This window comes from Arthrobacter sp. N199823, assembly GCF_002929705.1.
Classification (GTDB): domain Bacteria; phylum Actinomycetota; class Actinomycetes; order Actinomycetales; family Micrococcaceae; genus Specibacter.
The window spans coordinates 872,931-899,896 of the sequence record NZ_PJIN01000001.1 but is presented as its reverse complement, the minus strand read 5'-3'; the positions used below and the strand labels follow the sequence as shown (position 1 = coordinate 899,896).

The following is a 26,966-nucleotide window of genomic DNA, read 5'->3' as shown; positions in this document are numbered from 1 at the left end:
CAACCAAATAACCAATTCAATATAAATAAATTGGTATCAATAAAACTTGGCACACTATTGAGTTCTCAAACAACAACTGCATTCGAGTACTTACTAATCAATATTTCATCATTAGTTTTCATCGTTGCGATATTCATACTTTATTTCATTTGTATTCATTTTGTCCACTCCGCACCATGTGCGGCTGGTCACTCCATGAATTCCTCAAATCAATATTTCCATTAGAATATTCCAACTCTAAGAGTCGACGATACTCACATTAAGAATTATCAGATTTGGTTGACTGCAAGTTGGGAGTCGGTGCTTCTTTCGAAGCGGCTCAACCTTGTGCAAGCAACAGATAGAACAATACACAGAAGCCCGCCCCCACGCAAATCGGGGGCGGGCTTCTAGGGAAACTCTCGGGTGGGGCAGGCAAACGTGAGTCAGACGGCGAGTTCCACCATGGACAAGGTCCGCTTGCCGCGGCGCACCAGCAGGTACTTGCCATGCAATGCCTCAGAGGCCCCAAGAACAGCGTCAAGGTCGGTGACCTTGGTGTTGTTCACGTAGGCGCCACCCTCCCCCACAGTTCGGCGGGCTTCCGAATTGGTCTTGGACAGTCCCGAGGCAACCAACAGTTCAACAATGCTCAAACCGGCCGCAGGAGCTGAGGCATGCGGCAATTCGCGTGTTGCCGATTCCAGCGTTGCACTATCCAGCTCGGACAACTCGCCCTGGCCGAACAGAGCAGCCGATGCCGCAATGACCTTCAGCGTGGCATCCACACCGTGCACCAGTGAGGTCACTTGGAAGGCGAGTGTTCGCTGGCCTTCGCGGGCTTGGGGCTTTTGCGCAACGGCAGCCGCAACTGCAGCAATCTCCTCGCGGGAGAGGAAGGTGAAGACCTTCAGGCGGTCCGCTACATCGGCATCTGCCGTGTTGAGCCAGAACTGGTACATGTCAAACGGGCTGCACATGGTGGCGTCGAGCCAGATGGCGTTGCCTTCGCTCTTGCCAAACTTGGTGCCGTCGGAGTTGGTGATTAGCGGCGTTCCCAGTGCGTGCACGGATGCGCCTTCCACCTTCCGGATCAGGTCAGTTCCGCTGGTGAGGTTGCCCCACTGGTCGGAGCCCCCCTGCTGCAATACACAGCCGTACTGGCGGTACAGCTCCAGGTAGTCCATGCCCTGCAAGATCTGGTAGCTGAATTCGGCGTAGCTGATGCCCTCGTCGGAATTCAAGCGGGAAGCAACAATGTCCTTTTTGATCATGGTGCCGACACGGAAGTACTTGCCGATATCACGCAGGAAATCGATAGCGCTCATGGGCGCCGTCCAGTCGAGATTGTTGACCATACGGGCGGCGTTCTCACCCTCGAAAGACAGGAAGCGCTGCACCTGGCCCTGTAGGTAGCCAACCCATTCGGTAACTGTCTCTTTGGAGTTCATGGTGCGCTCAGCCGTGGGACGTGGGTCCCCTACCAGGCCTGTGGAACCGCCCACAAGACCCAGTGGCTTATGGCCGGCGAGCTGCATGCGGCGCATGGTCAGCAGCTGGACCAAGTTGCCCAAGTGGAGGCTGGGGGCGGTCGGGTCAAAGCCGCAATAGTACGTGATCGGTTCGCCGGCGAGCAGTTCCTCAAGGGCTGCTTCATCGGTGGAGACCTGGACCAGGCCTCGCCACTTGAGCTCCTGCCAAACATTGGCGAAGCTGGAATCGTTCTCGGGGGCGCGGAGTTCAGTTTGCAAAGACACACCACAAAATTACCAGCATCACGGCATTTCTTCGCCATTGCGCCCTTGCTGGACTTGTCGTTGTAGCCACCGCAGTGGCGGCTACAACGACAAGGGCAAGCGACAAGGACAGGAGCGTGCTACTTTTCGATCCCCGCCGGAAGCGGTGCCGAGGTGATCAGGCGCAGCCGCTGGGTGGGACGGGTCATGGCCACGTACAGGTCACCCACGCGCCCATTGGCACCAGCCAGCAGCGCTGCCGGCTCCACGATGATGACGCCGTCGAACTCCAAACCCTTGGCTTCGTGCGGGTCAATCACTACAATGTCCTGCTCCAGCGAACCGGCACCGTGGCCGATCCGTGAACCATAGACGGCACGCAGGGCTGTTGAGGTTTCGGCCACCATAGACGGAGGGGCAATGACAGCTACCAGTCCCCCACCCACAGCGGCAGTCTCCTCCGGCATGACCGCAACTACCTGAGCAACCACCTCGGCAGCAGCCACCCGATCAACAAGGGGTTCCCATTCACCGTCGCGCACTGCCTTGGGAGCAGAGACCACCTGACCGGCGGCATTGGCCATCCGCACGGCAGCTTCAGCAATTTGCATGGGCGTGCGGTAGTTGACCGTGAGCTCCTCAACATTCCACCGCTCCCCCAGGAACGGAGAGAGCGCCTGGTGCCAAGAGGTGGCCCCTGACGCGGAGCTGGTCTGGGCAATATCGCCCACAATGGTGAAGGACTTCACAGGGCAGCGGCGGATCAGTACGCGCCACTGCATGGGTGAAAGCTCCTGCGCCTCATCAATGACCACATGACCGTAGGCCCAGTTGCGGTCCGTCAAGGCGCGCTCAGCACTTGTCTGGGACGCGGCTTGGACAACGTTGAAATCGGCCAGTTGCTCAGCTGTCAGCATGCCATCCACACCGGAGTCCTCCAGTAGCTGGTTCACGTTGTAAATGGCCTTTTCAGCGTTGACCAAATCCCGCTTGCGCTGTGATTCGGCGCTTGCCTGGGCACGGCCGCCGCTAGCGTCCATCTCGCCCAAGAGCTCAGCAGCTTCATCCAGGAGCGGCACATCCGATTCGCTCCAGGGCGAGCCGGGGCTACGAAGGAGCAGGCTGCGCTGCGCGTCGCTGAGATTGGGTGTGACAGCCCGCAGGATTTCCGGCTTGCTGAACATGTCGTCAACGAGCTGCGCAGCCGTCATCGGCATCCAGCACAGGTTGAGCATCACGCGCACATCGCGGGACGAGCGGACGTCCTCGGCCAGGTAGGACCTGTCGGCGTTGTTGCCAGCTCCTGCCGATTCAATGTGCTCGCGCAGCTGTTCAGTGAGTTCGCGCAGCAGGGTCTTGACAAAGCCAACGCGCGCCTCATTGTGAGGTAGCCCAGTGGCCTGCGCCCGTTCCCTGGCGCGACGCACCTGGCGAACGGTTAGCACCAAACGGGTGCCTTCGACGTCGAGCCTGACATCGCCTTCTGGCACACGTTGACGGTTTGCCACGGCGTTGGCCACCACGCGGACCATGTCCAGACGGCCCTTGAGCTCAGCAGTTTCCGCCGTTTCTGACGCCACAGCCTGCACCCCGGGGAACAAGTTGCCCACGCTGGCCATGACCACGCCGGTCTCACCGAGGGAGGGCAGCACGCGCTCAATGTATTTCATGAAGGCGTTGGAGGGGCCCACCAGCAGCACGCCGGAGGACTGCAGGCGTTCGCGATGGGTGTAGAGCAAGTACGCGGCTCGGTGCAGTGCCACGGCAGTCTTTCCCGTTCCTGGCCCGCCCTGGACCACCAACGCACCGCTGAGAGGTGAGCGGATGATCCGGTCCTGCTCGGCCTGAATGGTGCCGACAATATCGCTCATGCGACCGGTGCGCTTGGAATTTAGCGCAGCCAGCAGGGCACCTTCACCTTGAACGTGTTCGCCGTGCACCAGCATGGTGTGGTCCAGGACGTCGTCCTCAATAGCCTTGACGGTGCGCCCTTTCAACAGCAAATGCCGACGGCGGCGCACCCCCATGCGCTCAAAGGCCGTTGCCTGATAGAACGTGCCCGCCTCGGGCGCACGCCAGTCAATGAGCAGCTGGCGCAGATCCTGCGACAGCAGCCCGATCCGACCAATATAGCGGGCCTGACCGTCGTCAAGATCGAGCCGGCCAAATACCAGCCGGTCATCAACGGCGTTTAGTTGTGCCAGCCGGTTCTCATAGAGTGTGGCAAATGCGTCACGTTCGGACCGGTTCTGGTGCGTACCCATGGACTTTGCCTGGCGCACCTCCGCCAGCTGCTCAACCTTTTCGGCGCGGAGTTCATCCAGGCGACCGTAAAGGCCGTCAACATAGCTGCGTTCGTGGGCCAACTCGTCGTCATACATGCAAGGCTCCTGAAATGTAAGGCATACCGCCAAAAGGCGGACCGTCTAGTCTATCCCGTCAACGGCGTGGCTGCTGGCCGGGGCACAGAACGTCAAACGACTTGAAGCGAAACCACGTTGTACCCGGCCAGGTTTTCCCGCCCCGGCAAGGCACCAATTTCAAGCACTAAGCCAACACCGGCCACCACGGCGCCAGAGCGCTCCAACAGGGCAGCGGCTGCGCCAATGGTTCCGCCGGTAGCCAGAACATCATCGAGAACTAGCACACGTGTGCCAACTGGTACGTCTTCCTTGTGCAACTCAAGAGTTGCCTCGCCGTATTCCAACGCATAGCTTTCGGCGAACACCTCGCGGGGCAGTTTTCCTGCCTTACGGATGGTGATCACACCGGTGCCCGTGGCGTATGCAGCAGCCGCAGCTAAGAGGAATCCTCGAGCCTCAATTCCGGCAACGGCGTCGAACTTTCCGGCGTAAGCACTCACGATCGAATCAACCATGAGTTTGAACGCCGCTCCGTCAGCAAAAACGGGGGTTAAATCTTTGAAAACAATGCCCTCTGATGGGTAGTTCTCTACGGTGGCGCACAACGCATCAAGAACAGCGGAAACCTGCGGGGTTTCGACGCCTTGGCTGGGGGCGGAAATGGGTGTTTCGGGGGCACTTAATCTCTCGTTCACCCTTCAACGGTACAGCGTCAAAGTTGGGGGCTTTTGCGAACTGAAAAAAGGTGCTTATATATCTTCCGTGCAACACAACATTTCACTCCCCGGACATGGTGTCCGGCTTGTGCCGTTACGGCGTCGTCACGCGGCAGATTTGTACCCCTACATCGATGTAGATATGTGGGCTGGTATGGCCTCCGAGCGGCCTACGTCCAAACGTGCTTTGGAACGGCTCTTCGCGGCCCGGATCGCCGATCCCTCCGTCATTGCCTTCGCCGTCATCGACGAAGAGACCGGCACCGTCGCCGGAACCACGAGCCTCTACGACTATGTGCCGGAGCAATCCCGGGTTGAGCTTGGAATGACGTTTTTCGGCCGGAAATACTGGGGTCGCAACGTCAATGCCGCCTCGAAACTGGCGTTGCTGACGTTCGCCTTCGAGGAGTTGCTCGTGTACCGGGTGACCTTGCGCTGCGATGCCCGCAACGTGCGCAGCGCGGCCGCCATTGCGAAACTGGGAGCCTCTTTGGACGGGGTGCTGCGTGGCTACCGACGTGGCCCTGACGGAACGCGCGTGGACACCTGCGTCTACTCGCTGCTGGGCTATGAATGGCCGGCGTCGCGTTCAAGCCTGGTCCAGCGATTGACCCCTGCGGATCTACTTCCTGAAGTGACTGAACTCATCGAGTATTCGGAGCAGTTGATGCGCGAAGATGTGGAGAACGCACCACTCCCGGTCGGAATTTTGAGACCGTTCGGTCCCCCTCCAGCCAGAATCGCCACGGGTACTGCGACGTGCCGCCTGGGCCGCTGATACCTACCCGCGGCCCGGATAAAACATTCAAGGCGGGCGTGTCAGGAAGAGTCACTGTGACCTGCCCGCCCAGGGCGTAGAGACCATTATGTTCTCGAGCAAACCCCAGGGCCTTGGCAAGCCGCGCCGGACCTTGCGCCAGCTCGCCGTCGTGCTTGGCAGTGGGTCGGCGCGAGCGGGCCAGCTCAAGCCCTTCCACAATCTCTCCGGCGCGCATGAGGCACCCGGATGAGAACCCCTCGGGGCGGCAAACTATGTTGGCGCTGAAGTGCATGCCGTAGCTGAAGTAGACGTAGAGGTGCCCGGGCGGGCCAAACATGACCGAATTCCGGTCGGTCCGGCCCCCGTAGCTGTGCGAGCCTGGGTCCGGCGCCTCGGAGTTGCGAGGCCCCAGGTACGCTTCCACCTCGCTCAAACGGACGACGACGGGACCTTGGGGACTCTCGTGCCGCACCAAAGCGCCCAACAAGTAAGGGGCCACCTCGGGGGCGGGGCGTTGCAGCAGCTCCAGGAAGTTGATGGGCGAACTCATCTTCCCAACTTAGCAGTGGGTGTGTTTTCGGTCTCCGCTTTTCGGTGCAGCTGGGCATGGGAGAATGCTTCCATGGCCGTTGCATTGGACTTCATCGAACCGTTTGAGCCTGGAATCTTCGAATTTTTGGCGGCACGCGCTGTTGCCGGGGTAGAGGAAGCCAGTGGCAGCAGTTATGCCCGTTCTGTTGCTCTTGCCGGAGGCCACGGATGGTTCCACGTTAGCTGGGACGGTGCTGGACTCTGGCTGGAGCACCAGGTCGAAGACCCTGCCGACGCCGAAGAGCTGGTGTCCATGGTGCGGCACTTGTTTAACCTTGACCACGACCCCGGTGCAGCAGATCAGCTCCTAGCGAGCAACCCGCTGTTCGCACCGCGTGTGGCTGCGCTGCCCGGAATCAGGCTTCCGGGGTGTGTGAATCCGGCGGAAATTCTCATTCGAGCCATGGTGGGCCAGCAAATCACTGTAGCTGCAGCCCGCACGGCACTGACCCAGCTGCTAGCGCTAGCTACCCCGAGCCGGCTGCCGCATGAATCGATGACGCAGCTGTTCCCCACCGCCGCGGAAATTGCCGCCGGTGGCCGGTCAATTCTTCGTGGTCCGCAACGCCGGATCGAGTCGATTGTGGCAGTCGCAGCCCTGATGGCCGAAGGTACCTTGACGATCGATGCCGAGGACAGCCCTGAGTCATTGGCACAAAAGCTGCTGCCTATCCCCGGCATCGGCCCCTGGACAGTGGGGTACGTGGCCATGCGCGTGCTGGGCAGCGGGGACGTCTTTCTGCCCGGAGACTCTGCCGTCCGCAACGGCTATGGACTGCTGCGCGGTGACACCTTGGCCGAAGCACGGCGCATCAAGGCTCCGGAGTTGAGCCACATGGCCGAATCCCTGAAGCCGTGGCGCTCGTATGCCACTTTGCACCTGTGGCGCGTTTCCGGGGAAAAGCCCCCGGCAATTCTGTCACCACTTTGAGGGACAAAACGTGGATTCGACCAGGCATTCTCACCCGCTACAGAAGATTTGAACCTAGTCTCGGATTAGCGGTTGGCCGTCTTGAAGCGCCAACCACCAAGTGTCATCGTGAGGAGCGCCATGAACGGCAAGATCGCAGACGTGACCGAAGAAGCCGGGTTTGTACCGAGTAACCACAGCGTCGGTAAAACTCCGACTAGGGATCCCAGCATCACGGCTTTAGCGCTCCACGCCATTGCCACGGCGGGCCCGGAGTGCCACGCCGACCTGGACAGCGTTCTGGCCGGAATCCTCCGCATGGCCAACACTAGGATCCACCACTGGTTTGCCGCCTTGCACCGGCCAGCTGAGGCCGAATTCGTCGCCAGCATGCTCGTCCAGCCGGATTTCGACGAGCAAATCCTGTGGGACTACCTGAGCGGGGACCCCGGAAAAGTTCAGGTCCGCAGGCAATTGGCCCAATTCTTTGACTCCGACCTCGTCCAACAGATTCTGGTCGGTTCCATCCGCCAGGGCAACCACACCTCCTAGCGGCCGCCCCCGGTCTGCCGCGCTCCTCCGCCTCCGCCTCCGCGAAAGGTGAGCAGTGAGCAATGTTTCGCCGAAACATTAGCAACTACTGCATCCTCGAGGGCGGTTATTGAGGCTTCCAGCCCCGCGACCGTAGCGCCGCGGTAATTTTTCGCACAACTTGTGGATGTTCGCCGCGAAGATCGTCGCGAGAAATTCGAATCTCCTCCCAACCCAGTCTTTTGGTGATCTCCAGCCGACGAATATCGCTCTGATACTGATCCCGGCCATCGTGATGGTTTCCGTCGTATTGCAGGCTAAAGCGATATTGGCGGTAGGCTCCGTCCGGCCACAGGGCAGCTTGGCCGTATTCGTCGTTCACAACGACGTTGGTCTCTGGTTCCGGCAGACCTGCCTCGATCAGCGCCAGCCGCATCATTGTTTCCGGCGGCGAATCGACGCCAACACGAACAAGACTCAAAGCAGCGCGGGCATTACGCATGCCGCGCATTCCTGGGTGACGAGCCAAGGTGGCGACCAGCTCATCGATGCTGCAAATCGCCGTGCGCGGCACAGGAAAGTCTGCTCCGTGGCTGCAAATGAGGTGATCACCCGCCGCGACGAGCTCGTTGAGCGACAGGCATGCTGCCAGATCTAACCACGTTCGTGCGGGGCTCGTGAGCCGAACGCCGTCGAGCGTGAAGATTTCCTCTGTCGCAAGGGCCAAACGGTGCCCCACCACGTTGACGCGGCGCGGCGCCCAGGATGAAGAACTGGGATTTGCCAAGTGAATCCGCCAGTCCTCTTGGACGCGATACGGAAGAGGAATCCCCCACAACCTCGCCGCAGTCCCATGGCTGAGCACATGGGTAGGATTGGCCTCGGTGTAGGCCATGAGTGCTGCCACACCTTGGACCGAGACCCCAGCGGGAATAAGAATGCCACGTGAGACCCGGATCAAGTCCTTGGCATAGGTACGGCAATGCGGCACACCGGCATGGTCGGCGGACTTCGTAGTGAACGATCTCCGCCGCAGGTGCTGTGGGAGCTCGGAGCGGCGCATATTCCATTGTTTCGCGAAAAAAAGGCCGTTTTGAGGTTATCCACAGGCAAGTTTCGGCATCGCCGCCGCGAAAGGTGAGTAGTTACTAATGTTCGCGCGCAACATTAGCAACTACTCACCTTTCGCGGGACGGCGCGGGTGAGCCGAGCGGGTGCGGGGCGGGTGAGCCGAGCGGGGACGGGACGGAGCGGAGCGCGGAACGCTAGGGCTTGGCGGCGAACGCCGACGGCCAAGGCAGCAGCGTCGGCAACGGTACTGAATCGGCGGCGGCCTCAGCTCGCAACGAGCCCATGGTGGGCGTGCGCCCGGACAGCCATGCGGCGATGTCGGTCAGCATGCCCTGCACGGATACGGTGTTCTCACCCGAGCCGACAGTCATGGGCGGCAAGGCCAAGGGCAGCAGCTTCAGCGTAATATCCTGCGGCACACGGGCGTTGAGGAAATCGATCAGGTACAGGCAGAATTCCTTGGACCAGGTTTCAGGCCCGCGCCCCAGCTGCAGATCGGCAAGGTGGATGACGAGTTCGCGCCAGTAGGCCAGCGCCACACCCCGCACATCACCGTTTCGGTAACTGACAGGCAGGGACCATTGCGACTCGTCCAGCCCGTCGAGAACGGACAGTGCCCGGGTGAAAGCGGCCGTGAGGTACGCCCTGTGCTCGTCAGCGGAGTGCCCGGCGTTCATCTCGATTGCCTGCGTGCGCCCGCCCTGGCCGCCGTCGTAAAAGTCAACCAGCTCCCCGCGCAGCGCGTACTCAGCCTGGCGAGCCACAGCATTGGAAACATGTGCGATGTGCGCCAGTACGTGTCCCCGGGTCCAGCCAGGCAGATCAGTGGGAACCAGAACATCGGCGTCCGTGAGGCTCCCGAGCTTTGCGCTTACGTTGTCCGCCGCAATCTTCAGGCGGTCCATCAGCTGCGCGTTAGAAATTTCAGTCATGGGTTCAGCCTATCCGTCCTTGAACAAGAAATGCCCGCATCCACTACGGATGCGGGCATTTGATCTCACGCTTTTCAAGAAGTACGACGCCGGTCAGGCCAGGAAGGTGCGAACCTCGCCCAGTTGCCCCTCAAGTGCCGCCATCTGCGCCAGTACTGCCGAAGGCGCGGTGCCGCCCTGAGCATTGCGGCTGTTGAGCGAGCCATTGGTGCTCAGAACCGTACGAACCTCGGGGGTCAAGTGCGCGGAGATCGCCGCGTACTCCTCGTCCGTCAAATCCCACAGCTCCACGCCGCGGCTTTCGGCAACCTTGACAGCTGCACCTGAGAGCTCGTGAGCGTCACGGAACGGAACGCCCTGACGGACCAGCCATTCAGCAATGTCGGTAGCCAGTGCAAAGCCCTGGGGAGCCAGTGCTTCCATGCGTTCGGTGTTGAACACCAGAGTTGCCAACATGCCAGAAACAGCCGGGAGCAGAAGTTCCAAGGTGTCAGCCGCGTCAAAGACGGGCTCCTTGTCTTCCTGCAGATCCCTGTTGTAGGCCAAGGGCAAACCCTTGAGCGTCGCCAGCAGCCCGGTCAGATCGCCAATCAGGCGCCCTGCCTTGCCACGGGCCAGCTCGGCCACATCGGGGTTCTTCTTCTGCGGCATGATGGAGGATCCCGTGGAATAGGAATCATGCAAGGTCACAAAGGAGAACTCCTTGGTGGCCCACAAGATGACTTCCTCGGAAACCCGGGAAAGGTCAACACCAATCATGGCGGCAACCCATGCGAACTCGGCGAAGACATCGCGTGAAGCGGTGCCGTCAATGGAGTTCCATACTGCGGAGTCAAAGCCCAGATCAGCAGCAACAGCGTTGGGATCCAGCCCCAAGGAGGAGCCGGCCAGTGCGCCTGACCCGTAGGGTGACACAGCTGCGCGCTTGTCCCAGTCGACCAATCGCTGCACATCACGCAGCAGCGCCCAGGCGTGAGCGAGCAGGTGATGGCTGAGCAGGATCGGCTGCGCATGTTGCAAGTGCGTCCGCCCCGGCATGGCCACACCGTGGTGCGCCTTTGCCTGCTCCACCAGAGCATCAATGACGGAGAGCACGCCGGCAGCAATGATGCGGGCATGTTCGCGCAGGTACATTCGTCCCAGCGTCGCCACCTGATCGTTGCGTGAACGGCCAGCGCGGAGCTTGCCGCCCAAAGCCGTTCCCGCACGCTCAATCAAGCCGCGTTCGAGGGAGCCGTGCACGTCCTCATCAGATTCGGACGGGCCGTAGGCCCCTGACTTCACATCGGCTTCGAGCAGGTCAAGTGCGGCAAGCATGCCCGCTAGCTCGGCAGCATCCAGCAGCCCTGCCGTGTTCAAAACACGGGCGTGCGCCTTAGAACCGGCAATGTCATACAGTGCCAGACGCCAGTCAAAGTGTGTGGACTTGCTCAGTGCCGCGAGGGCATCTGCGGGGCCACCCTGAAAACGGCCACCCCACAGTGCACCCTCGTTCGTACCGTGAGCCATGGTTACAGGCCCAGAACGCGCTGGTCGCGCTGGGAAGCAACCTTGGAGGACATGCCCCACAGCTCGATGAAGCCCTTGGCCTGTGACTGATCGAAGGTGTCACCGGTGTCGTAAGTGGCCAGATCGAAGTCGTACAAGGAGGTGTCTGAGCGGCGACCGTTCACAATGGCCTGGCCACCGTGCAGGGTCATGCGGATGTCACCGTTGACGTGCTGCTGGGTGTCTTCAATGAAGGCGTCCAGTGAACGCTTCAGTGGGGAGAACCACTGGCCGTCGTAGACCAGCTCGGCCCAACGCTGGCTGATGGTTGCCTTGAAGCGGGCCTGCTCGCGCTCGATGGTGATGTCTTCGAGGTGCTTGTGGGCTGTCATCAGGGCCATGGCGCCCGGTGCTTCGTAGATTTCGCGGCTCTTGATGCCTACCAAGCGGTCTTCAACAACGTCAATGCGGCCAACGCCCTGAGCGCCTGCGCGGCGGTTCAGTTCCTGGATTGCCTGCAGCGGGGAGACCTTGACGCCGTCAATAGCAACGGGTACACCCTGGCGGAAGGAGATGATGACTTCATCCGGTGCCGGCGGGAATTCCGGGGTGGCCGTGTAGTCGTAGATGTCCTTGGTGGGAGCGTTCCAGATGTCTTCAAGGTAGCCGGTTTCTACCGCGCGGCCCCAGACGTTCTGGTCAATGGAGTAAGGGTTCTTCTTGGTGGTTTCGATCGGCAGGCCCTTGGCCTCAGCGAAGGCGATGGCCTTGTCGCGGGTCAGTGCCAGGTCGCGAACCGGTGCAATGCACTTCAGGTCCGGGCCCAGAGTCTGGATGCCGACTTCGAAGCGAACCTGGTCGTTACCCTTACCCGTGCAACCGTGAGCAACAGTGGTGGCGCCGAATTCGCGGGCAGCCTTCACCAGGTGCTTGACGATCACGGGGCGGGAGATGGCCGATACCAGCGGGTAGTGACCCTGGTAGAGGGCGTTGGCCTTCAGCGTGGGCATGGCGTATTCGTTGGCGAATTCGTCACGAGCATCGGCAACGTAGGCTTCGACGGCGCCACAGGCTAGGGCGCGCTGGCGGATGTCCTCGAGGGACTCGCCACCCTGTCCTACATCCACTGCCACAGCGATTACTTCAGCGCCGGTAGCTTCACCGATCCAGCCGATGGCAACCGAGGTGTCAAGGCCGCCGGAGTAGGCCAATACAATGCGTTCAGTCACGTTCTTGTCTCCCTAAATTGATAACTTCTCAAAGTTTTTTCTTGCGTTACACCAAGCATAATGCATGATTATGCATTCTTGCTAAAAGATATTCATCGTGTCCAAGTAGTACGACGGCGGACACCTCACCTACCAGCTCAGGCTACGCCCCGGCACTTGATTCAGCAGCAAACTGTAAGAAACGTTCGGCCACGTCCACCCCGCCGTTGGCGTCCCTGCTGATGACCATGACGGTGTCATCCCCGGCAATGGTGCCCAGGATGGCAGGCATGACTGAATGGTCAATGGCCAAAGCCAAGAAGTTCGCCGCACCAGGGGGTGTGCGGAGCACGGCGATGTTGGCCGAGCCTTCGGCCGTGACCAGCAACTCCCCGCACAGGCGGATCAGGCGGGTATCCAGCAGTTCCTGAGAAGCGGCAGCGTGAACGCTGCGGTCCCCACCCTCTTTTGGCAGGGCATAAATCAATCCGCCATCGTTGCCGCGCACTCGTACCGCCCGCAATTCCACCAGGTCCCGCGACAACGTCGCCTGGCCAACCACCAGCCCGTCGGCAGCCAGCAGCGTGGCCAACTCCGCCTGGGAGCGGACCGCACGGCTGGTCAACAGGGCCGCGACCCGCGCCTGTCTGGCCGTCTTGGTGGCAGGCATTCCTGCGGGGATCAAGTGCTTACTCATGACTAAACGCCGGTTCCTGCAGCGCGGGTAACAGTGGTGTCGGCAGCAGCTTCGGCAGCGGTCTGCTCCACCAGCCAGACCATGAGCGCCTTCTGGGCGTGCAGGCGGTTCTCGGCTTCATCCCACACCACGGACTGCGGGCCGTCAATGACAGAGGCCGAAATCTCGTAGCCGCGGTAGGCGGGCAGGCAATGCAGCACAATAGCGTCGGGAGCAGCCTGGGCGAGGGCAGCGTCGTCGAGCGCGTACTCGGTGAAGAGCTCCATACGCGCAGCCTTCTCATCTTCCTGGCCCATGGATACCCAGGTGTCGGTGACCAGGACGTCGGCGCCGGCAACAGCCTGCGCAACGTCAGTGGTGATGAGCACCGAACCGCCTGTCTGGGCGGCGCGTTCCTGTGCGGCACTCACGACGGCGTCAGCTGGCAAATACCCAGCAGGTCCGGTGATGCGCACGTGCATGCCGGCAGTGACCCCGGCCAGCAGGTAGGAGTTGGCCATGTTATTGGCGGAGTCCCCCATGTAGGTCATGGTCAGTCCGGAAAGCTCGCCCTTGTGTTCCTTGATGGTGAGCAGATCCGCGAGCAGCTGGCACGGGTGGTAGTCATCGGAGAGTGCGTTGATGACGGGCACCTTGGAATTGGCGGCCATTTCCTCCAGACCCGCCTGGGTGTACGTGCGCCACACGATGGTGGAGACCATGCGCTCCAGGACCTTGGCGGTGTCGGACACGGATTCCTTGTGGCCGATCTGCGCCTCTCCGGGGTTGATGATCAGCGGGTTGCCACCCAAGGCAGCAACGCCGGCGGCGAAGGAGACACGGGTTCGGGTGGAGGTCTTGTCAAAAATGACGGCTACGGTTTGAGCGCCCTGGCCGTCACCGGCAAAGGTGCTCTTGGAGTAAGGCTGCTTCTTTAGCTGTACGGCAAGTTCCAGAACCTCGGCCTGCTCGGCGGGGCTCAGATCGGTATCTACCAGAAAGTGGCGGGTCATCAGGAGCTCTTTTCCGTTTTTGTTGCGGCGGCGCTTGTTGCCGCGGCGCTATGGGCGGCCGTAGCTGTGGCGATCAATGCGGGCAATGCCGCCAGGAAGGACTGTGCTTGTGCAGCCGTCAAGTTCAGCGGCGGTGCAAGGCGGATGGTGTTGGGGCGCGGAGCATTGACAATGAAGCCTGCCTCCAACGCTGCACTGACAACGCCGGCAGCTATGGGCTCAGCCAAGTCAAAACCGATCAGCAGGCCGAAAGCGCGAACGTCAGTGACGCCGTCGATCTTGGCCAGGCCTTGGGCGAAAATTTCGCTGACGGTGCGCACATTAGCCAGCACATCCGCAGATTCGAGAACGTGCAAAGTTGCCAACGCAGCAGCCGTGGCCACCGGGTTTCCACCAAAGGTGGTCCCATGTTGGCCCGCGCTGAGCAGTTCCGAGGGACCTTCACCAAAGGTGATGATGGCACCGATCGGGAACCCGCCGCCCAAGCCCTTGGCCAGGGTCATGGCATCGGGTGTCACGCCTGCAGCGATGCTTGCGAACCAGCTGCCGGTGCGGCCAACGCCTGTCTGCACCTCATCAAGGATCAGCAGGGCACCGTGTTCGCGGGTCAGTTCGCGGGCGGCCTGCAGGTACTCCGGTGAGAGCGGGCGGACACCGGCTTCGCCCTGAATGGGTTCGATGATCAGGGCCGCGACGCTGCTGTCCATGGCTTCGCGCAGGGCGTCAATGTCGTTGAACGCGATGTGTCGGACACCGGCAGGCATGGGCTCAAACGGTTCACGGTAAGCAGCCTTGGCCGTCATGGCCAGTGCCCCCATGGTGCGGCCATGGAAAGCGCCCTCGAGGGCCAAAATGGTGGGGCGTTCTTTGCCGCCGTGGGAGCGGGCCAGCTTGAACGCCGCTTCATTGGCTTCGGTTCCGGAGTTGGCGAAGAATACTTTGGATCCCATGGGCGCCTGGCTCAGTTCGAGCAATTTCTCGGCCAAGGCTATCTGTGTGGGGCTGGTGAAGAAGTTGGAAACATGCCCCAGCGTGGACAGCTGGCTGGCAATGACGGAGGTGACGAAGGGGTGGGCGTGTCCCAGCGCGTTCACGGCAATGCCGCCGAGCAGGTCCAGGTATTCCTTGCCGTCGGCATCCCAGACCAGGGAGCCGGCGCCGCGAACCAGCACGCGCTGCGGGCTGCCGAAGACGCCCATGAGGGAATCGCTGTAGCGGGCCAGCCATTGTGCGCTGGTTCCGGTCCCCGTCACGGCGGCAGCATTGGCCGAGCCGAGCGCCACCTTGTTCGTATCGTTGTGTTGCTCACTCATCAGTCTTGGTCCTCGTCCGGGAAAATTTGTGTTCCGTTGCCTTCAAATGTCATCAATTCCAACAGCACCGAGTGGGCGCTGCGCCCATCCACCACGGCGGCTCGTGCTACCCCGCCGTCGACTGCCGCCAGGCAGGCACCCATTTTGGGGATCATGCCTGATTCCAGCTCGGGCAGCATGGCGCGTAAGGCACTGGCGCCGATCTCGCTCAGCAGCGAGGACTTGTCCGGCCAGTTCGCGTAGAGACCTTCGACGTCGGTCAGGATCACCAGGCGCGATGCCTCCAGCGCGACAGCCAGAGCGGCTGCGGCGGTGTCTGCGTTGACGTTCAATACTGTGGAGGCATCCCCCACCTCGGGTGCCACGGTGGAAATCACCGGAATGCGACCGGCTTCAAGCAGGTCCAGGATGGCGCCAGGATTTACGCCAACTACCTCTCCAACGAGTCCAAGATCCACAGGTAGACCGTCCACAATGGTTCCGGTGCGCTCTGCCTGCAGCAGGGCGCCATCCTCACCGGAAAGCCCCACGGCGTAGGCACCGTGTTCGTTGATGAGGCCCACCAGCTCGCGGCCCACTTGACCGGTGAGCACCATGCGCACAACATCCATGGCCTCGGGAGTGGTGACGCGCAAGCCACCCTTGAACTCGCTCTTGATATCCAGGCGCTTGAGCATGGCGTTGATTTGCGGCCCGCCGCCGTGCACCACCACGGGCTTGATGCCCACGTGATGCATGAACACGATGTCTTCGGCAAACGCTCGTCGCAGCTCGTCGTTGATCATGGCGTTGCCACCGTACTTGACCACCACCACAGTCCCGGCGAATTGCTGAATCCATGGCAACGCCTCAATGAGCGTGCTGGCTTTGTCCTGAGCGGTTTCCACCGAAGTCATCATGTTTCCCTTCAATCCTGTTAATTGCATCCTGCAGCGTCCCAACTCTCGCAACACCCACGGCTGGCGACGGCGCAGCCGGTCACCGATCCCGGAGCGGGGATGGATTTTGCAGGCGAGGAACGAGCCGGAAAATCTTACTGCCCGCGAGGGATCGGGGACCGGCGGAGCCGGCCCCCACAGTGGCGTTACGAGGAGTAGGCGCTGTTTTCTTCGACGTACGCGTGAGTCAGATCGTTCGTCCAGATAGTAGCTTCGGCCGAACCGGCGTTGAGGTCGATCTCGACGGTGACTTCACGCGGAGTAAGGTCCACCAAGTCGCGTGAATCGCCAATGCAGCCGTTGCGGCAGATCTGGATCCCGTTGATGCTCACGTTGATCTTGTCCGGATCAAAGACCGCGTCGGTGGTGCCAACAGCGGAGAGCACCCGGCCCCAGTTGGGGTCGTTTCCGAAGATGGCGGCCTTGAACAGGTTGGAGCGGGCTACCTCTCGGGAGACCACCTCGGCGTCGCGTTCACTGTCTGCGTTCTTCGTGACGATGGCGATGTCGTGGCTGGCGCCTTCGGCGTCGGCAATGAGTCCCCGGGCGAGCGTGGCGCAGACCTGGGTGAGACCGGCGGTGAATTCGTCCATGTCCGGGATGACCTCGGAGGCTCCGGATGCCATGAGCAGCACGGTGTCATTGGTGGACATGCAACCGTCGGAATCGGCACGGTTGAAGGTGACACGGACCGCATCGCGCAGTGCCGTGTCTAGCGCTTCAACACCAACGCCGGCGTCGGTGGTGATGACCACCAGCATGGTGGCCAGGCCGGGAGCCAGCATGCCGGCGCCCTTGGCCATGCCACCGATGGAATAGCTCTGACCTTCCTCGTTGACCGGTGAGCTCCAGAGCGATTCCTTGGGCACCGTGTCGGTGGTCATGATCGCGGTGGCCGCGGCAGCTCCGCCGTCGTCCGTCAAAGCAGCGGCAGCCGCCTCAACACCGGGAAGGATCTTATCCATGGGCAGCTGCTCGCCAATGAGGCCCGTGGAACAGACGGCAATGTCGGTGGCGGAGAGGCCCAGCACCTCGGCCACTTTCTCGGCCGTTGCGTGCGTGTTCTGGAAACCTTCGGGGCCGGTGCAGGCATTGGCGCCGCCGGAGTTCAGGACTACAGCGTCCACTCGCCCGTCGCTGAGGACCTGGCGTGACCAATGGATGGGCGCCGCCGCCACACGGTTGGTGGTGAAGACTGCCGCGGCATTGAAGTCGGGGCCGTCGTTGATCACCAGGGCCAAGTCTGGATTACCTGATTTTTTCAGTCCGGCAGTGATGCCGGCGGCACGGAAGCCGAGTGCTTTGGTCACGCTCATGGTGCTACTCCTTGGAAGGAAAGGCCCGTGGCTTCGGGAAGGCCCAGGGCAATGTTCATTGACTGTACCGCTCCGCCGGCCGTGCCCTTGGTGAGATTGTCAATGACACAGCAAACAATCACCCGGTTGACATGCGCGTCGTAGGCAATTTGGATGGCTGCATGGTTGGATCCTTGGACCGATTTCGTGGTGGGCCACTGTCCTTCCGGCAGCACATGCACAAACGGTTCTTCGGCGTAGGCGTCTTCCCAAATGTCGCGCAATACCGCGGCGGGATTTTCCATAGCGGCGAATTCGGCAGAGAGCTTGGCCGTGGCAGTAGTGAGGATGCCGCGGCTCATGGGCGCCAGGGTGGGGGTGAAGGAAACCTTGACGTCCAACCCTGAAGCGTTGGAGAGACCTTGCTCAATTTCGGGAGTGTGACGATGCCCGCCACCCACACCGTACGGGCTCATGGAGCCCATGACCTCGGAGCCAATCAAGTTGACCTTGGCTGACTTGCCTGCCCCGGAGGTGCCTGAGGCAGCCACAATGACAACGTCATCGGGCAGCAGTGCGCCGGCCGCGAACCCCGGCATGAGCGCCAACAAAGAGCTGGTGGGGTAACAGCCGGGGACGGCGATGCGCTTGGAGCCCTTGAGGTGTTCGCGGTGTCCGGGCAGTTCGGGCAGGCCGTAAGGCCAGGTGCCGGCGTGCTCTGAACCGTAGAACTTCTCCCACGCGGCGGCATCTTCGAGACGGTGGTCAGCGCCGGCGTCGATCACGAGCGTGTCAGCCGGAAGCTGGGCGGCAATAGCGGCCGATGCCCCGTGCGGAAGTGCCAGGAACACGACGTCGTGCCCGGAAAGATTTTCCACAGTGGTATCAACCAGGACGCGGTCGGCAAAAGCGTGCAGGTGCGGGGCAAGTGTGCCCAACCGCTCGCCTGCGTTGCTGTGGGCGGTAATGGCCCCAACGCTGACATTGGGGTGGCCGGCCAGAAGGCGCAGCACCTCTCCCCCGGCATATCCGCTGGCGCCTGAGACTGCTACTGAAATTGTCATACGTCAACTATACAGCAGAATTATTCAGTGGTGCCGATATTTATGCACACTTTCTTGGAATTCTGCTTGGCCATAGGTCCTATGATGATCTTGTTAGGGGTTAGCCCCTACTTTTACACGAGCGAGTGATTTGGAGTTCACCATGACCGAGCAGTGCACGGCTATTGTAGCGACCACCCCCGGCGGTCCGGAGGTACTTCAGGCAGCCCAGGTCCCTATGCCTGTTCCCGGCCCCGGCGAATTGCTGGTCAAGATTGCGGCCGTTGGCGTGAACTTCATTGAGAGTTACCAGCGCGCGGGCATCTACTCCGTCCCCTTCCCCTTCACGCCAGGAACCGAGGCCGCCGGCATGGTGGTTGCCGTGGGCCCTGACGTGAGCTCCTTCGATATCGGTGACCGGGTTGCCACGGCCGAAGGCGAAGCCTGCTACGCCGAATACGCCATCTTCCCGGCGAACAAGGCTCTGCCGGTCCCCTCCAGCGTTCCGCTGGATGTTGCCGCCGCGCTCCCCCTGCAGGGCATGACTGCGCATTATCTAATGAACTCCACCTACCACGTTGAGCCGGGCGAAACCGTGCTGCTGCACGCCGGTGCTGGCGGCGTGGGCCTGCTGCTGACCCAGCTGCTCAAGGATCGCGGAGCGCGCGTCTTCACCACGGTGTCCACGGATGAGAAGGAAGAGCTCTCCCGTGCGGCCGGCGCCGATGAGGTGTTGCGCTATGAGGGATTCGCCGACGCCGTGCGTGCACTCACCGATGGCGAGGGTGTGGATGTAGTGTTCGACGGCGTTGGGAAGGATACCTTCGACGGTTCCCTGGCGTCGCTGCGCACCCGAGGCACACTCGTTTTGTTCGGCGGAGCCTCAGGCCAGGTGCCGCCCTTTGATCTGCAACGCCTCAACGCAGGCGGATCGCTGACAGTGGTCCGCCCCAAACTGGGCGACTACCTCCTCAATGCCAAGGAACGGCTGTGGCGCTCCACTGAAGTGTTCAACGCGGCCGGATCAGGCGCATTGACTGCACGGATTGGTGCACGGTTCCCGCTCGCCGAGGCCGGTGCCGCCCACACTGCTCTGCAAGGGCGGGTTACCACCGGGAAGGTCATTCTGGAGCCGTAGGTCAGGGGCGGCGCCACTTCCGTGGTGCCCGTCAGCTCTGTCCGTACCAGCCCAACCAGCGAAAGTGATCCCGGACTCAGTGAGCCATAAAAATGAAACATGTTGCCCGCCATTCACCTTCCGTTCAACTTGGTGGGGCACTGTAAGGCCGTGAACCCTGCCTCATCGAATTTCCCAGAATCTCAAGCCGCCCAAACCAGTGAACAACTGCCGGCTGTTACCTTTAGCGCCCAAATGCCCGGTAGCGATCTGGCCCCGGCGCCGCGGACCCTGTGGGATATTCTGCAGGCCAGTGCGGAGTTGAACCCGGACGCCACAGCGCTCGATGACGGCATCAAGGCGCTGAGCTATGAAGATCTACTCGCGGCGGTTCGCGCCAAGGCTACAGAATTGACACAGGCCGGGCTCGGCCCCGGTGACAAGATCGGGGTGCGGATTCCTTCCGGTACCTCTTCGCTCTACCTATCCATCTTGGCCATCATCGCCATCGGCGCAGCCTATGTGCCCGTTGATGCCGATGATCCCGAGGAACGGGCCGCTCTGGTCTTTGGCGAGGCCCAGGTGGCGGCCGTTCTCGGTGACCCGCTCACCGGCAAAGACTTGACCCTGACAGGCGACCGCCCAACCCCCTTCCCCGCTCCCAGGGAACCCTTGCCGGAAGACGATGCCTGGATCATTTTCACCTCGGGCTCCACGGGCACGCCCAAGGGCGTGGCCGTCAGCAATCGATCAGCGGCAGCCTTTGTCGATGCCGAGGCCAGCATCTTCTTGCAAGAGGAACCGCTTGGCCCCGATGACCGGGTGTTGGCTGGTTTATCCGTGGCTTTTGATGCTTCCTGTGAAGAAATGTGGTTGGCGTGGCGTTACGGAGCCGCTCTGGTTCCCGCCCCGCGATCCTTGGTCCGCTCCGGCATGGATTTGGGCCCCTGGCTGATTTCCCACGGCATTACAGTGGTCTCCACCGTGCCCACGCTGGCAGCGCTCTGGCCCGCCGAGGCCTTGGAATCCGTGCGCCTGCTCATCTTTGGCGGCGAAGCCTGCCCGCCGGAGCTAGCCACCCGACTGGCCGTCCGCGGCCGTGAAGTGTGGAACACCTACGGCCCCACCGAGGCTACAGTTGTGGCCTGCGCCGCCCCCCTGGGCGTTCCTGGCCCGGTGCGAATTGGGCTGCCCCTGAACGGCTGGGATTTGGCCGTGGTGGATGCCGCCGGAGCCCCCGTGGTTGAGGGCGAAGTGGGCGAGCTCATCATTGCTGGCGTGGGTCTTGCCCGCTACCTGGACCCTGCCAAGGATGCCGAAAAGTACGCCCCGATGCCCGCCTTCGGCTGGGACCGGGCCTACCGATCCGGTGACCTGGTGCGCTTGGAAAGCGCAGGGTTGATCTTCATGGGCCGCGCCGATGACCAGGTGAAACTGGGTGGGCGGCGCATTGAACTCGGTGAGATCGACGCCGCGTTGCAGGGCCTGCCGGAGATTTCCGGAGCTGCCGCCGCCGTTCAGGACACGGCAGGTGGCTCACAATTGCTGGTCGGCTATCTAGTGGCGGCTCCTGACACCTCCCCCGATCCGGCCGCGCTGCGCAAGCTGCTCGCCGAGTCCCTCCCGGCAGCGCTGATCCCGCTGCTCACCTTTACCGATTCCCTGCCCACCAAAATTAGCGGCAAGGTTGACCGCAAGGCTTTGCCTTGGCCGCTGGAACAAGAAACTGACGACGGCGCCTCCCTCTCCGGCTCTTTGGGGCCGGAAGCGCAGCGGGTACTGGATCAGTGGCAATCGGTCTTGGGTGGTGCGCCCGGCTCTCTTGATACGGACTTCTTTGCCAGCGGCGGTGGTTCTCTGGCCGCAGCCCAGCTGGTTTCGGCCTTGCGCCAGCGCTATCCACGCATCACCGTCGCCGATGTGTATTCGCACCCTCGAATCGGTGCCTTGCTGGAGCTGGCCTTGGGTTCCGTCCCAGCTGGCGGCGCAGTCGAGACCGTCCACCGTTCGGTGGGGCGGACGCAACGCAAGTCCCAAATTTTCCAGACAGTGATGGGCATGCCGTTGCACATCTTGGTGGGCATGCGCTGGCTCACGTATTTGATGGCGCTCAACAATGTTGCCGCATGGCAGGGTTGGCTGCCGGGCGCCCCCACGGTTTCTTGGTGGTGGGTTGCTGCCGCATGGCTAGTCTTTGTCTCGCCGTGGGGACGCATGGGCATCTCCGTTGTGGCCGCCAGAGTGTTGCTCCGCGACGTCTTGCCCGGAAGCTACCCACGCTCCGGCAAGGTCCATCTGCGGTTGTGGCTGGCCGAGCAATTTGCTGACATGGTTGGCGCCGTCAGTTTGGCCAGCGCCCCATGGGTGCCTTATTACGCTCGGGCGTTGGGTGCCAAAATTGGCAAAAACGTTGACCTGCATTCGGTTCCCCCGGTCACCGGATTACTCCGCCTTGCCGAGGGCTGCTCCATTGAACCTGAAGTTGACCTGTCCGGTTGGTGGATCGATGGCGACTATGTCCATATTGGCGAGATTTCCGTGGGTGCCGGCGCCGTGGTGGGATCCCGCAGCACCTTGATGCCGGGGGCTCGCATTGGTGCCGGTGCACATGTTGAGCCCGGCTCGGCGGTGCGCGGCAAGGTCAAGCCTGGCGTAACAGTGTCCGGCTCCCCTGCCGAGCGAACAGGCAAGGCCAAACACTCCTGGCCGGATCTGCGCACACCTACCTCCCGACTGATCGGCATCCTCTTCCCCGCTGCCTCGGCGGCCCTGTCCATGCTGCCCTTTGTTGCAGCGGCCGCGGCAGTCGCCGTCGTGCTTGGCGCCATCGCCGGACAGCCATCGCTCTCAGAGGCGATTCCAACACTTCTGTGGGCCGTGCCGCTGGCCGCGATGCTCTGGTTCCTGAGCTTGCTGGTGCTGATCTTGCTCACCGTGCGGTTGCTGGGTCTGGGGCTGCGCGAAGGGCACTACCCTGTCCGCAGCCGGATCGGCTGGCAAGTGTGGGCCACCGAGCGAGTCTTGGACATGGCTCGGGACTTGTTGTTCCCCATTTATTCGAGCCTGTTCACACCTGTGTGGCTGCGCTTGTTGGGGGCCAAGGTGGGCAAGAACGTTGAGGCGTCCACGGTGCTGCTGCTGCCCAAGATGACCACCATTGGAGCCGGGGCATTCCTGGCGGATGACACCATGATTGCCTCCTATGAGCTGGGCGGCGGCTACATCCATATTGCTCCGGCCAAAGTGGGCAAGCGCTCCTTCCTGGGCAACTCCGGCATGGCGGCAGCCGGCCGCACCTTGCCTCGCAACTCGCTGGTGGCAGTGCTTTCGGCAGCGCCGTCCAAGGCCAAGGCCGGAACCTCATGGTTGGGCAGCCCGCCGGTCCGCCTGCGCCGCACCAATCTGGAAACTGACAAGTCCCTGACGTTTAATCCGCCATTGCGGCTCAAGATTGCCCGCGCCCTGTGGGAATGCTGCCGGATTGTGCCCATGATTCTTTCCGTGGCCATCGCAGCTGCAGTGCTTGTGGCCCTCGATGCGCTCGCTCAGGCCAGCAGCTACTGGGTGCCCGCACTTGTCAGTGGCATTGTGCTGATGGTGGCAGGAGCAGTCGCGGCAGGCAGCTCCGTGGCCGCGAAATGGCTCTTGGTGGGCCGTATCAAAGCCGGCGAGCACCCGCTATGGAGCTCCTTCATCTGGCGCAACGAAGTGGTGGATACGTTCATTGAGATGGTCAGCGCACCGTGGTTTGGCCGAGCTGCTGTAGGCACCCCGGCCATGGTGTGGTGGCTCCGTGCCCTGGGCGCCAAGATTGGGCACGGCACCTGGTGTGAAAGTTACTGGCTGCCCGAGGCAGATCTCGTCACTCTGGGTGAAAGCTCCACGATCAACCGGGGCTGTGTCATCCAGACCCACCTCTTCCATGACCGGGTCATGGCCATCGATACCGTTACGCTGGAAGCGGGAGCCACCATGGGTCCGCACGGGGTGATCCTGCCAGCAGCAAGGATTGCCACCAGCGGCACCGTGGGCCCGGCTTCCCTTGTCATGCGCGGTGAATCCGTTCCGGCCAGCAGCTACTGGATGGGCAACCCCATCAGCCCCTGGAAGGGACCGGAGTTCTCGGACCGTGCCTAAGCCTTCAACCGATGTGGACACACAGCACAGCATGAAATTCCGCCGCAATACCCTGCCGGATACTCTCCAAGCCTCCGGGACCGTCATGGTCCCGGCCGCTGCGGACAGCTATATTCCCCTGCACGGGAGCACCCACTACGAGGTGGAGCACTATGCATTGGATTTGGAGGCACGGCTCGCCACTAATCAGTTGCAGGGCCGGGCTCGCATCACGGCCCGTGCCCTGGTGCCACTGACCACGGTGGAGCTGGACCTGACGGGGCTGGGCATGGACAAGGCTTCCGTGAATGGCACCCGTGTACAAAAGCACTCGCAACGTCCAGGAAAGTTGACGTTGCAGCTACCCGAGCCCGTGGCGGCTGGCGCTAAATTCACCATGGATATCCGCTACAGCGGTTTCCCTGCCCCTGACGACGGTGCGTGGGGTGAGGTTGGTTGGGAAGAACTGGACGACGGCGTTTTGGTCGCCGGCCAGCCCACCGGCGCACCAACATGGTTCCCCTGTAACGACAGGCCTGATAACAAGGCAAGCTACCGCGTGAGCGTCACCACCGACGCCGACTACACGGCGGTGTGCAACGGCACGCTGGTCTCCCATACGAGAAAATCCAGCCGTGAGACTTGGGTTTACGAGCAGAGTGCACCCATGGCCACCTATCTGGCCACCGTGCAGATTGGCCGGTACAAGCTGCTGGCGCTGCCAGCCAAGGACGGCCAGACACAGCTGCCCATCACGGTGGCCGTGAGTAAAAAGCTCCAAGCCAAGGCGGCCACCGCACTGTCCAGGCAACGGGAGATGGTGGACGTTTTCACGGAAGCCTTTGGCCCCTATCCCTTTGACGCCTATACCGTAGTGGTCACCGAGGATGCGCTGGAGATTCCACTCGAGGCCCAGTCACTGTCCATCCTGGGCAGCAACCACATGACTACCACGTGGGAAGCACAGCGGCTCATTGCCCATGAACTCTCACACCAGTGGTTTGGAAACTCCTTGACACTGGCCTCGTGGCGAGACATTTGGCTCCATGAAGGCTTTGCCTGCTACGCCGAGTGGGTCTGGTCGCAGGAAAGTGGCTCACTGACCATTGCCGAAAGAGCTTCAGCGGCGCACACCAAGCTGAGCAACCAACCCGTCGCTTTGACCGTCGGCGCTCCTGGGCCGGACATGATGTTCGACGATGTTGTGTACAAGCGCGGAGCCTTGGCCCTTGAAGCCATCCGCGTAGCAGGTGGAGATGCCAACTTCTTTGCCCTGCTGCAGCGCTGGACGGCCGAGAATCGCCACGGCTCAGTGTCTACGGCAGCGTTTGTGGCCTTGGCAGATCTGGTCTGTGCCGATGTCCCGCAGTTCTCCGCAGCGGACATCCTTACCCCGTGGTTGTTCCGCAAACCGCTGCCACCGTTACCCGTGCGCTAAAGGTTGCCACCGCACGCCACAGCGGCAGCGTAGTCTTCCGGCAAAGCTAGTTCGCCAGGAACCAGCTCCCACACCTGTGCCGCCACGTTCCTGGCGGCCGCTCCCTCCCCCGCTCCAGCGTGAGGAAATGCTGGGATGAGGGCGGGGTCGGTGCGCAACCCTTGCCCGGTGAATTTGGCCAATGCTTCCTTGCGGGCCCAGACTACAGCCCGCCACCGCTCCCGCTCCTCTGGGGCGAGCTCAGCCAGAGTGGACTTTTCCGTGGGGCTCAGCGCCACGTCGTCGAACCCGGCAAAGCCCACTTGTGCAAGATGCTGGACGTCAACGCCCAGCGGTACCCCCGCGGCGGTCACCATGGCGGCTACACCCCAGCCGTTGCTGCGTGAAAAGCTGACGGACAGTGCTGCTGGTTTGCCGCGCAATGCATAGCCGGGGCGCCCGTGCGAAGGCACCGGATTCGGGCCACATTCGGGGCAGGCATACGCGGCCACGAGATCTTGCGGGGTGGCTTCCAAAAGCTCGGCGGCCATGAGCCGTTGAACCACCCGCCCGGCCAGGAAATCGCGGCGCGTGGCGGGGTTCTGGATGGCAGCGGCCCTGGCATGTTCGGCCGCATCCAGCATTCCGGTTAGGCTTAAATCCACGGCAGCCAAGTCGAAGGCTCGCACCGTGATCTGGCTACTCATGAGACCCTCGACACCTTGCCAGTTCACCCTAGTTCCACCTTCTGTTCATCTTGCGTCTTGCCTGCTCACTTAGAATCGAGCCATGACTGAACCCGCTCCGGATTTTACCGGTTTTACCGTTATTGACAACGACGACGACGATCCCGTGTTGTTAGCCCCCGACGGATCCCCGGTGGATACTTGGCGCGACGGCTACCCCTATGAATCCCGGATGGAACGGGACGTCTACGACGCTCAAAAGCGGTTGTTGCAAATTGAACTGTTGAAATTACAGCAATGGATCAAGGCTAGCGGGCGCCGGGTGGTGATCTTGTTCGAAGGCCGCGATGCGGCTGGCAAGGGTGGCACCATTAAGCGTTTCACTGAACACCTCAACCCTCGTGGGACCCGCGTAGTGGCGCTGGAGAAGCCCAGCAACAGGGAGTCCACTCAGTGGTACTTCCAGCGGTATGTTGCGCACCTGCCCAGCGCCGGGGAAATGGTCCTGTTTGATCGGTCTTGGTATAACCGGACAGGTGTGGAGCGCGTCATGGGATTTTGCACCAAGGCGCAGTATGACGAATTCATCCGTCAGGCGCCGTTGTTTGAGCGCATGTTGGTCAATGATGGCATGACTGTGATCAAGTTTTGGTTTTCAGTCACACAGGCCGAGCAGCGGACCCGTTTCATTATTCGCCAGGTTGACCCGGTGCGGCAGTGGAAGCTTTCCCCCATGGACTTGGCGTCCCTGGACAAATGGGATTCATATACCTCAGCCAAGGAGCGCATGTTCAAGCGCACCGATACCCGCCATGCCCCGTGGACCGTGGTGAAGTCCAACGACAAAAAGCGCGCTCGCCTGGAAGCCATGCGTCACGTGCTGAGTTTGTTTGACTACACGGGCAAGGACCACGAACTCGTGGGTATGCCTGACCCTCACATTGTGGGCCCTGCCTCTGATGTTGTGGGCGAGGGCGAGGAGTTCTAGCTTCCCCGGCGCAGCATGACGCTTGGGTTATGCTGTGCATGCATCCGTCATTTGACAAGGTGCATGCTGCGATGCGCGC

The 26,966-nt window shown here is 61.7% G+C and carries 21 protein-coding genes and 1 pseudogene; 7 read left to right on the top strand and 15 right to left on the bottom strand.

The features are described from left to right. Positions 1-425 precede the first annotated feature (425 nt). The 3 genes from tyrS to CXQ93_RS03960 all read right to left on the bottom strand — a co-directional run bounded on the left by tyrS (position 426) and on the right by CXQ93_RS03960 (position 4,740). Entirely contained in the window at positions 426-1,736 is a 1,311-nt protein-coding gene (gene tyrS, locus CXQ93_RS03970) for a tyrosine--tRNA ligase (RefSeq protein ID WP_104109120.1), read from the bottom strand. A gap of 119 nt (positions 1,737-1,855) precedes the next feature. Beyond that, positions 1,856-4,096, bottom strand: a complete 2,241-nt coding sequence (locus CXQ93_RS03965) for a UvrD-helicase domain-containing protein (protein WP_104109119.1) — start codon at positions 4,094-4,096, stop codon at positions 1,856-1,858. A gap of 92 nt (positions 4,097-4,188) precedes the next feature. After that, complete coding sequence (locus tag CXQ93_RS03960; RefSeq protein ID WP_104109219.1) at positions 4,189-4,740, bottom strand: adenine phosphoribosyltransferase; 552 nt, start codon at positions 4,738-4,740, stop codon at positions 4,189-4,191. Between CXQ93_RS03960 and CXQ93_RS21025 the strand changes: the two are divergent. Next, a pseudogene (locus CXQ93_RS21025) lies at positions 4,739-5,269 on the top strand (GNAT family N-acetyltransferase); the annotation flags it as partial. The gene CXQ93_RS03960 and the pseudogene CXQ93_RS21025 sit on opposite strands and share 2 nt — an antisense overlap. Before the next feature lie 169 nt (positions 5,270-5,438). Here the strand turns inward: CXQ93_RS21025 and CXQ93_RS21020 are convergent. Next, on the bottom strand, positions 5,439-6,104 hold the full coding sequence (locus CXQ93_RS21020) for a DNA-3-methyladenine glycosylase (RefSeq protein ID WP_104109117.1): 666 nt from the start codon (positions 6,102-6,104) through the stop codon (positions 5,439-5,441). Positions 6,105-6,176: 72 nt separating this feature from the next. Between CXQ93_RS21020 and CXQ93_RS03945 the strand changes: the two genes are divergently transcribed. After that, complete coding sequence (locus CXQ93_RS03945) at positions 6,177-7,076, top strand: DNA-3-methyladenine glycosylase (RefSeq protein ID WP_104109116.1); 900 nt, start codon at positions 6,177-6,179, stop codon at positions 7,074-7,076. Positions 7,077-7,196: 120 nt separating this feature from the next. Next, complete coding sequence (locus tag CXQ93_RS03940) at positions 7,197-7,607, top strand: hypothetical protein (protein WP_104109115.1); 411 nt, start codon at positions 7,197-7,199, stop codon at positions 7,605-7,607. Between the two features lie 106 nt (positions 7,608-7,713). Here the strand turns inward: CXQ93_RS03940 and CXQ93_RS03935 are convergent, their stop codons facing one another. The 10 genes from CXQ93_RS03935 to argC all read right to left on the bottom strand — a co-directional run bounded on the left by CXQ93_RS03935 (position 7,714) and on the right by argC (position 18,584). After that, positions 7,714-8,481, bottom strand: a complete 768-nt coding sequence (locus CXQ93_RS03935; protein ID WP_258068566.1) for a hypothetical protein — start codon at positions 8,479-8,481, stop codon at positions 7,714-7,716. Positions 8,482-8,851: 370 nt separating this feature from the next. After that, a complete protein-coding gene (locus tag CXQ93_RS03930; RefSeq protein ID WP_104109113.1) occupies positions 8,852-9,589 on the bottom strand; it encodes a maleylpyruvate isomerase family mycothiol-dependent enzyme in 738 nt (245 codons plus the stop codon). Between the two features lie 93 nt (positions 9,590-9,682). Next, entirely contained in the window at positions 9,683-11,098 is a 1,416-nt protein-coding gene (gene argH / locus CXQ93_RS03925; RefSeq protein WP_104109112.1) for an argininosuccinate lyase, read from the bottom strand. 2 nt (positions 11,099-11,100) lie between these two features. Continuing rightward, on the bottom strand, positions 11,101-12,306 hold the full coding sequence (locus tag CXQ93_RS03920; protein ID WP_062290517.1) for an argininosuccinate synthase: 1,206 nt from the start codon (positions 12,304-12,306) through the stop codon (positions 11,101-11,103). Between the two features lie 142 nt (positions 12,307-12,448). Next, positions 12,449-12,982, bottom strand: a complete 534-nt coding sequence (locus CXQ93_RS03915; protein WP_104109111.1) for an arginine repressor — start codon at positions 12,980-12,982, stop codon at positions 12,449-12,451. Positions 12,983-12,984: 2 nt separating this feature from the next. Further along, positions 12,985-13,974 (bottom strand): ornithine carbamoyltransferase, encoded by a 990-nt coding sequence (gene argF / locus CXQ93_RS03910; RefSeq protein ID WP_104109110.1) that lies wholly within the window; start codon positions 13,972-13,974, stop codon positions 12,985-12,987. Beyond that, the gene (locus tag CXQ93_RS03905) at positions 13,974-15,287 is read right to left on the bottom strand and encodes an acetylornithine transaminase (protein WP_104109109.1); all 1,314 of its coding nucleotides are present in this window, start codon (positions 15,285-15,287) and stop codon (positions 13,974-13,976) included. The genes argF and CXQ93_RS03905 overlap by 1 nt, the downstream gene beginning before the upstream one ends. Beyond that, complete coding sequence (gene argB / locus CXQ93_RS03900; RefSeq protein ID WP_104109218.1) at positions 15,287-16,183, bottom strand: acetylglutamate kinase; 897 nt, start codon at positions 16,181-16,183, stop codon at positions 15,287-15,289. The genes CXQ93_RS03905 and argB overlap by 1 nt, the downstream gene beginning before the upstream one ends. Before the next feature lie 188 nt (positions 16,184-16,371). After that, positions 16,372-17,541 (bottom strand): bifunctional glutamate N-acetyltransferase/amino-acid acetyltransferase ArgJ, encoded by a 1,170-nt coding sequence (gene argJ, locus CXQ93_RS03895; protein ID WP_104109108.1) that lies wholly within the window; start codon positions 17,539-17,541, stop codon positions 16,372-16,374. Next, positions 17,538-18,584, bottom strand: a complete 1,047-nt coding sequence (gene argC / locus CXQ93_RS03890) for an N-acetyl-gamma-glutamyl-phosphate reductase (protein WP_104109107.1) — start codon at positions 18,582-18,584, stop codon at positions 17,538-17,540. The genes argJ and argC overlap by 4 nt, the downstream gene beginning before the upstream one ends. Positions 18,585-18,726: 142 nt before the next feature. On the opposite strand from argC, the gene CXQ93_RS03885 reads away from it, so the two are divergent. The 3 genes from CXQ93_RS03885 (at position 18,727) to CXQ93_RS03875 (ending at position 25,234) form a co-directional block, all read left to right on the top strand. Beyond that, positions 18,727-19,701 (top strand): quinone oxidoreductase, encoded by a 975-nt coding sequence (locus CXQ93_RS03885; RefSeq protein WP_104109106.1) that lies wholly within the window; start codon positions 18,727-18,729, stop codon positions 19,699-19,701. Positions 19,702-19,935: 234 nt separating this feature from the next. Continuing rightward, a complete protein-coding gene (locus CXQ93_RS03880; RefSeq protein ID WP_258068581.1) occupies positions 19,936-23,817 on the top strand; it encodes a Pls/PosA family non-ribosomal peptide synthetase in 3,882 nt (1,293 codons plus the stop codon). A gap of 85 nt (positions 23,818-23,902) precedes the next feature. Continuing rightward, positions 23,903-25,234, top strand: a complete 1,332-nt coding sequence (locus CXQ93_RS03875; protein ID WP_104109217.1) for a M1 family metallopeptidase — start codon at positions 23,903-23,905, stop codon at positions 25,232-25,234. Here the strand turns inward: CXQ93_RS03875 and CXQ93_RS03870 are convergent. After that, positions 25,231-25,920, bottom strand: coding sequence for a 4'-phosphopantetheinyl transferase superfamily protein (locus tag CXQ93_RS03870; RefSeq protein WP_146073154.1), 690 nt, complete (start codon positions 25,918-25,920; stop codon positions 25,231-25,233). The genes CXQ93_RS03875 and CXQ93_RS03870 overlap by 4 nt on opposite strands. 82 nt (positions 25,921-26,002) lie before the next feature. Between CXQ93_RS03870 and ppk2 the strand changes: the two genes are divergently transcribed. Continuing rightward, positions 26,003-26,887 carry a polyphosphate kinase 2 gene (ppk2, locus tag CXQ93_RS03865; RefSeq protein WP_104109103.1) on the top strand — a complete coding sequence of 295 codons (885 nt, stop codon included), beginning with the start codon at positions 26,003-26,005 and terminating at the stop codon, positions 26,885-26,887. Positions 26,888-26,966: the final 79 nt, after the last annotated feature.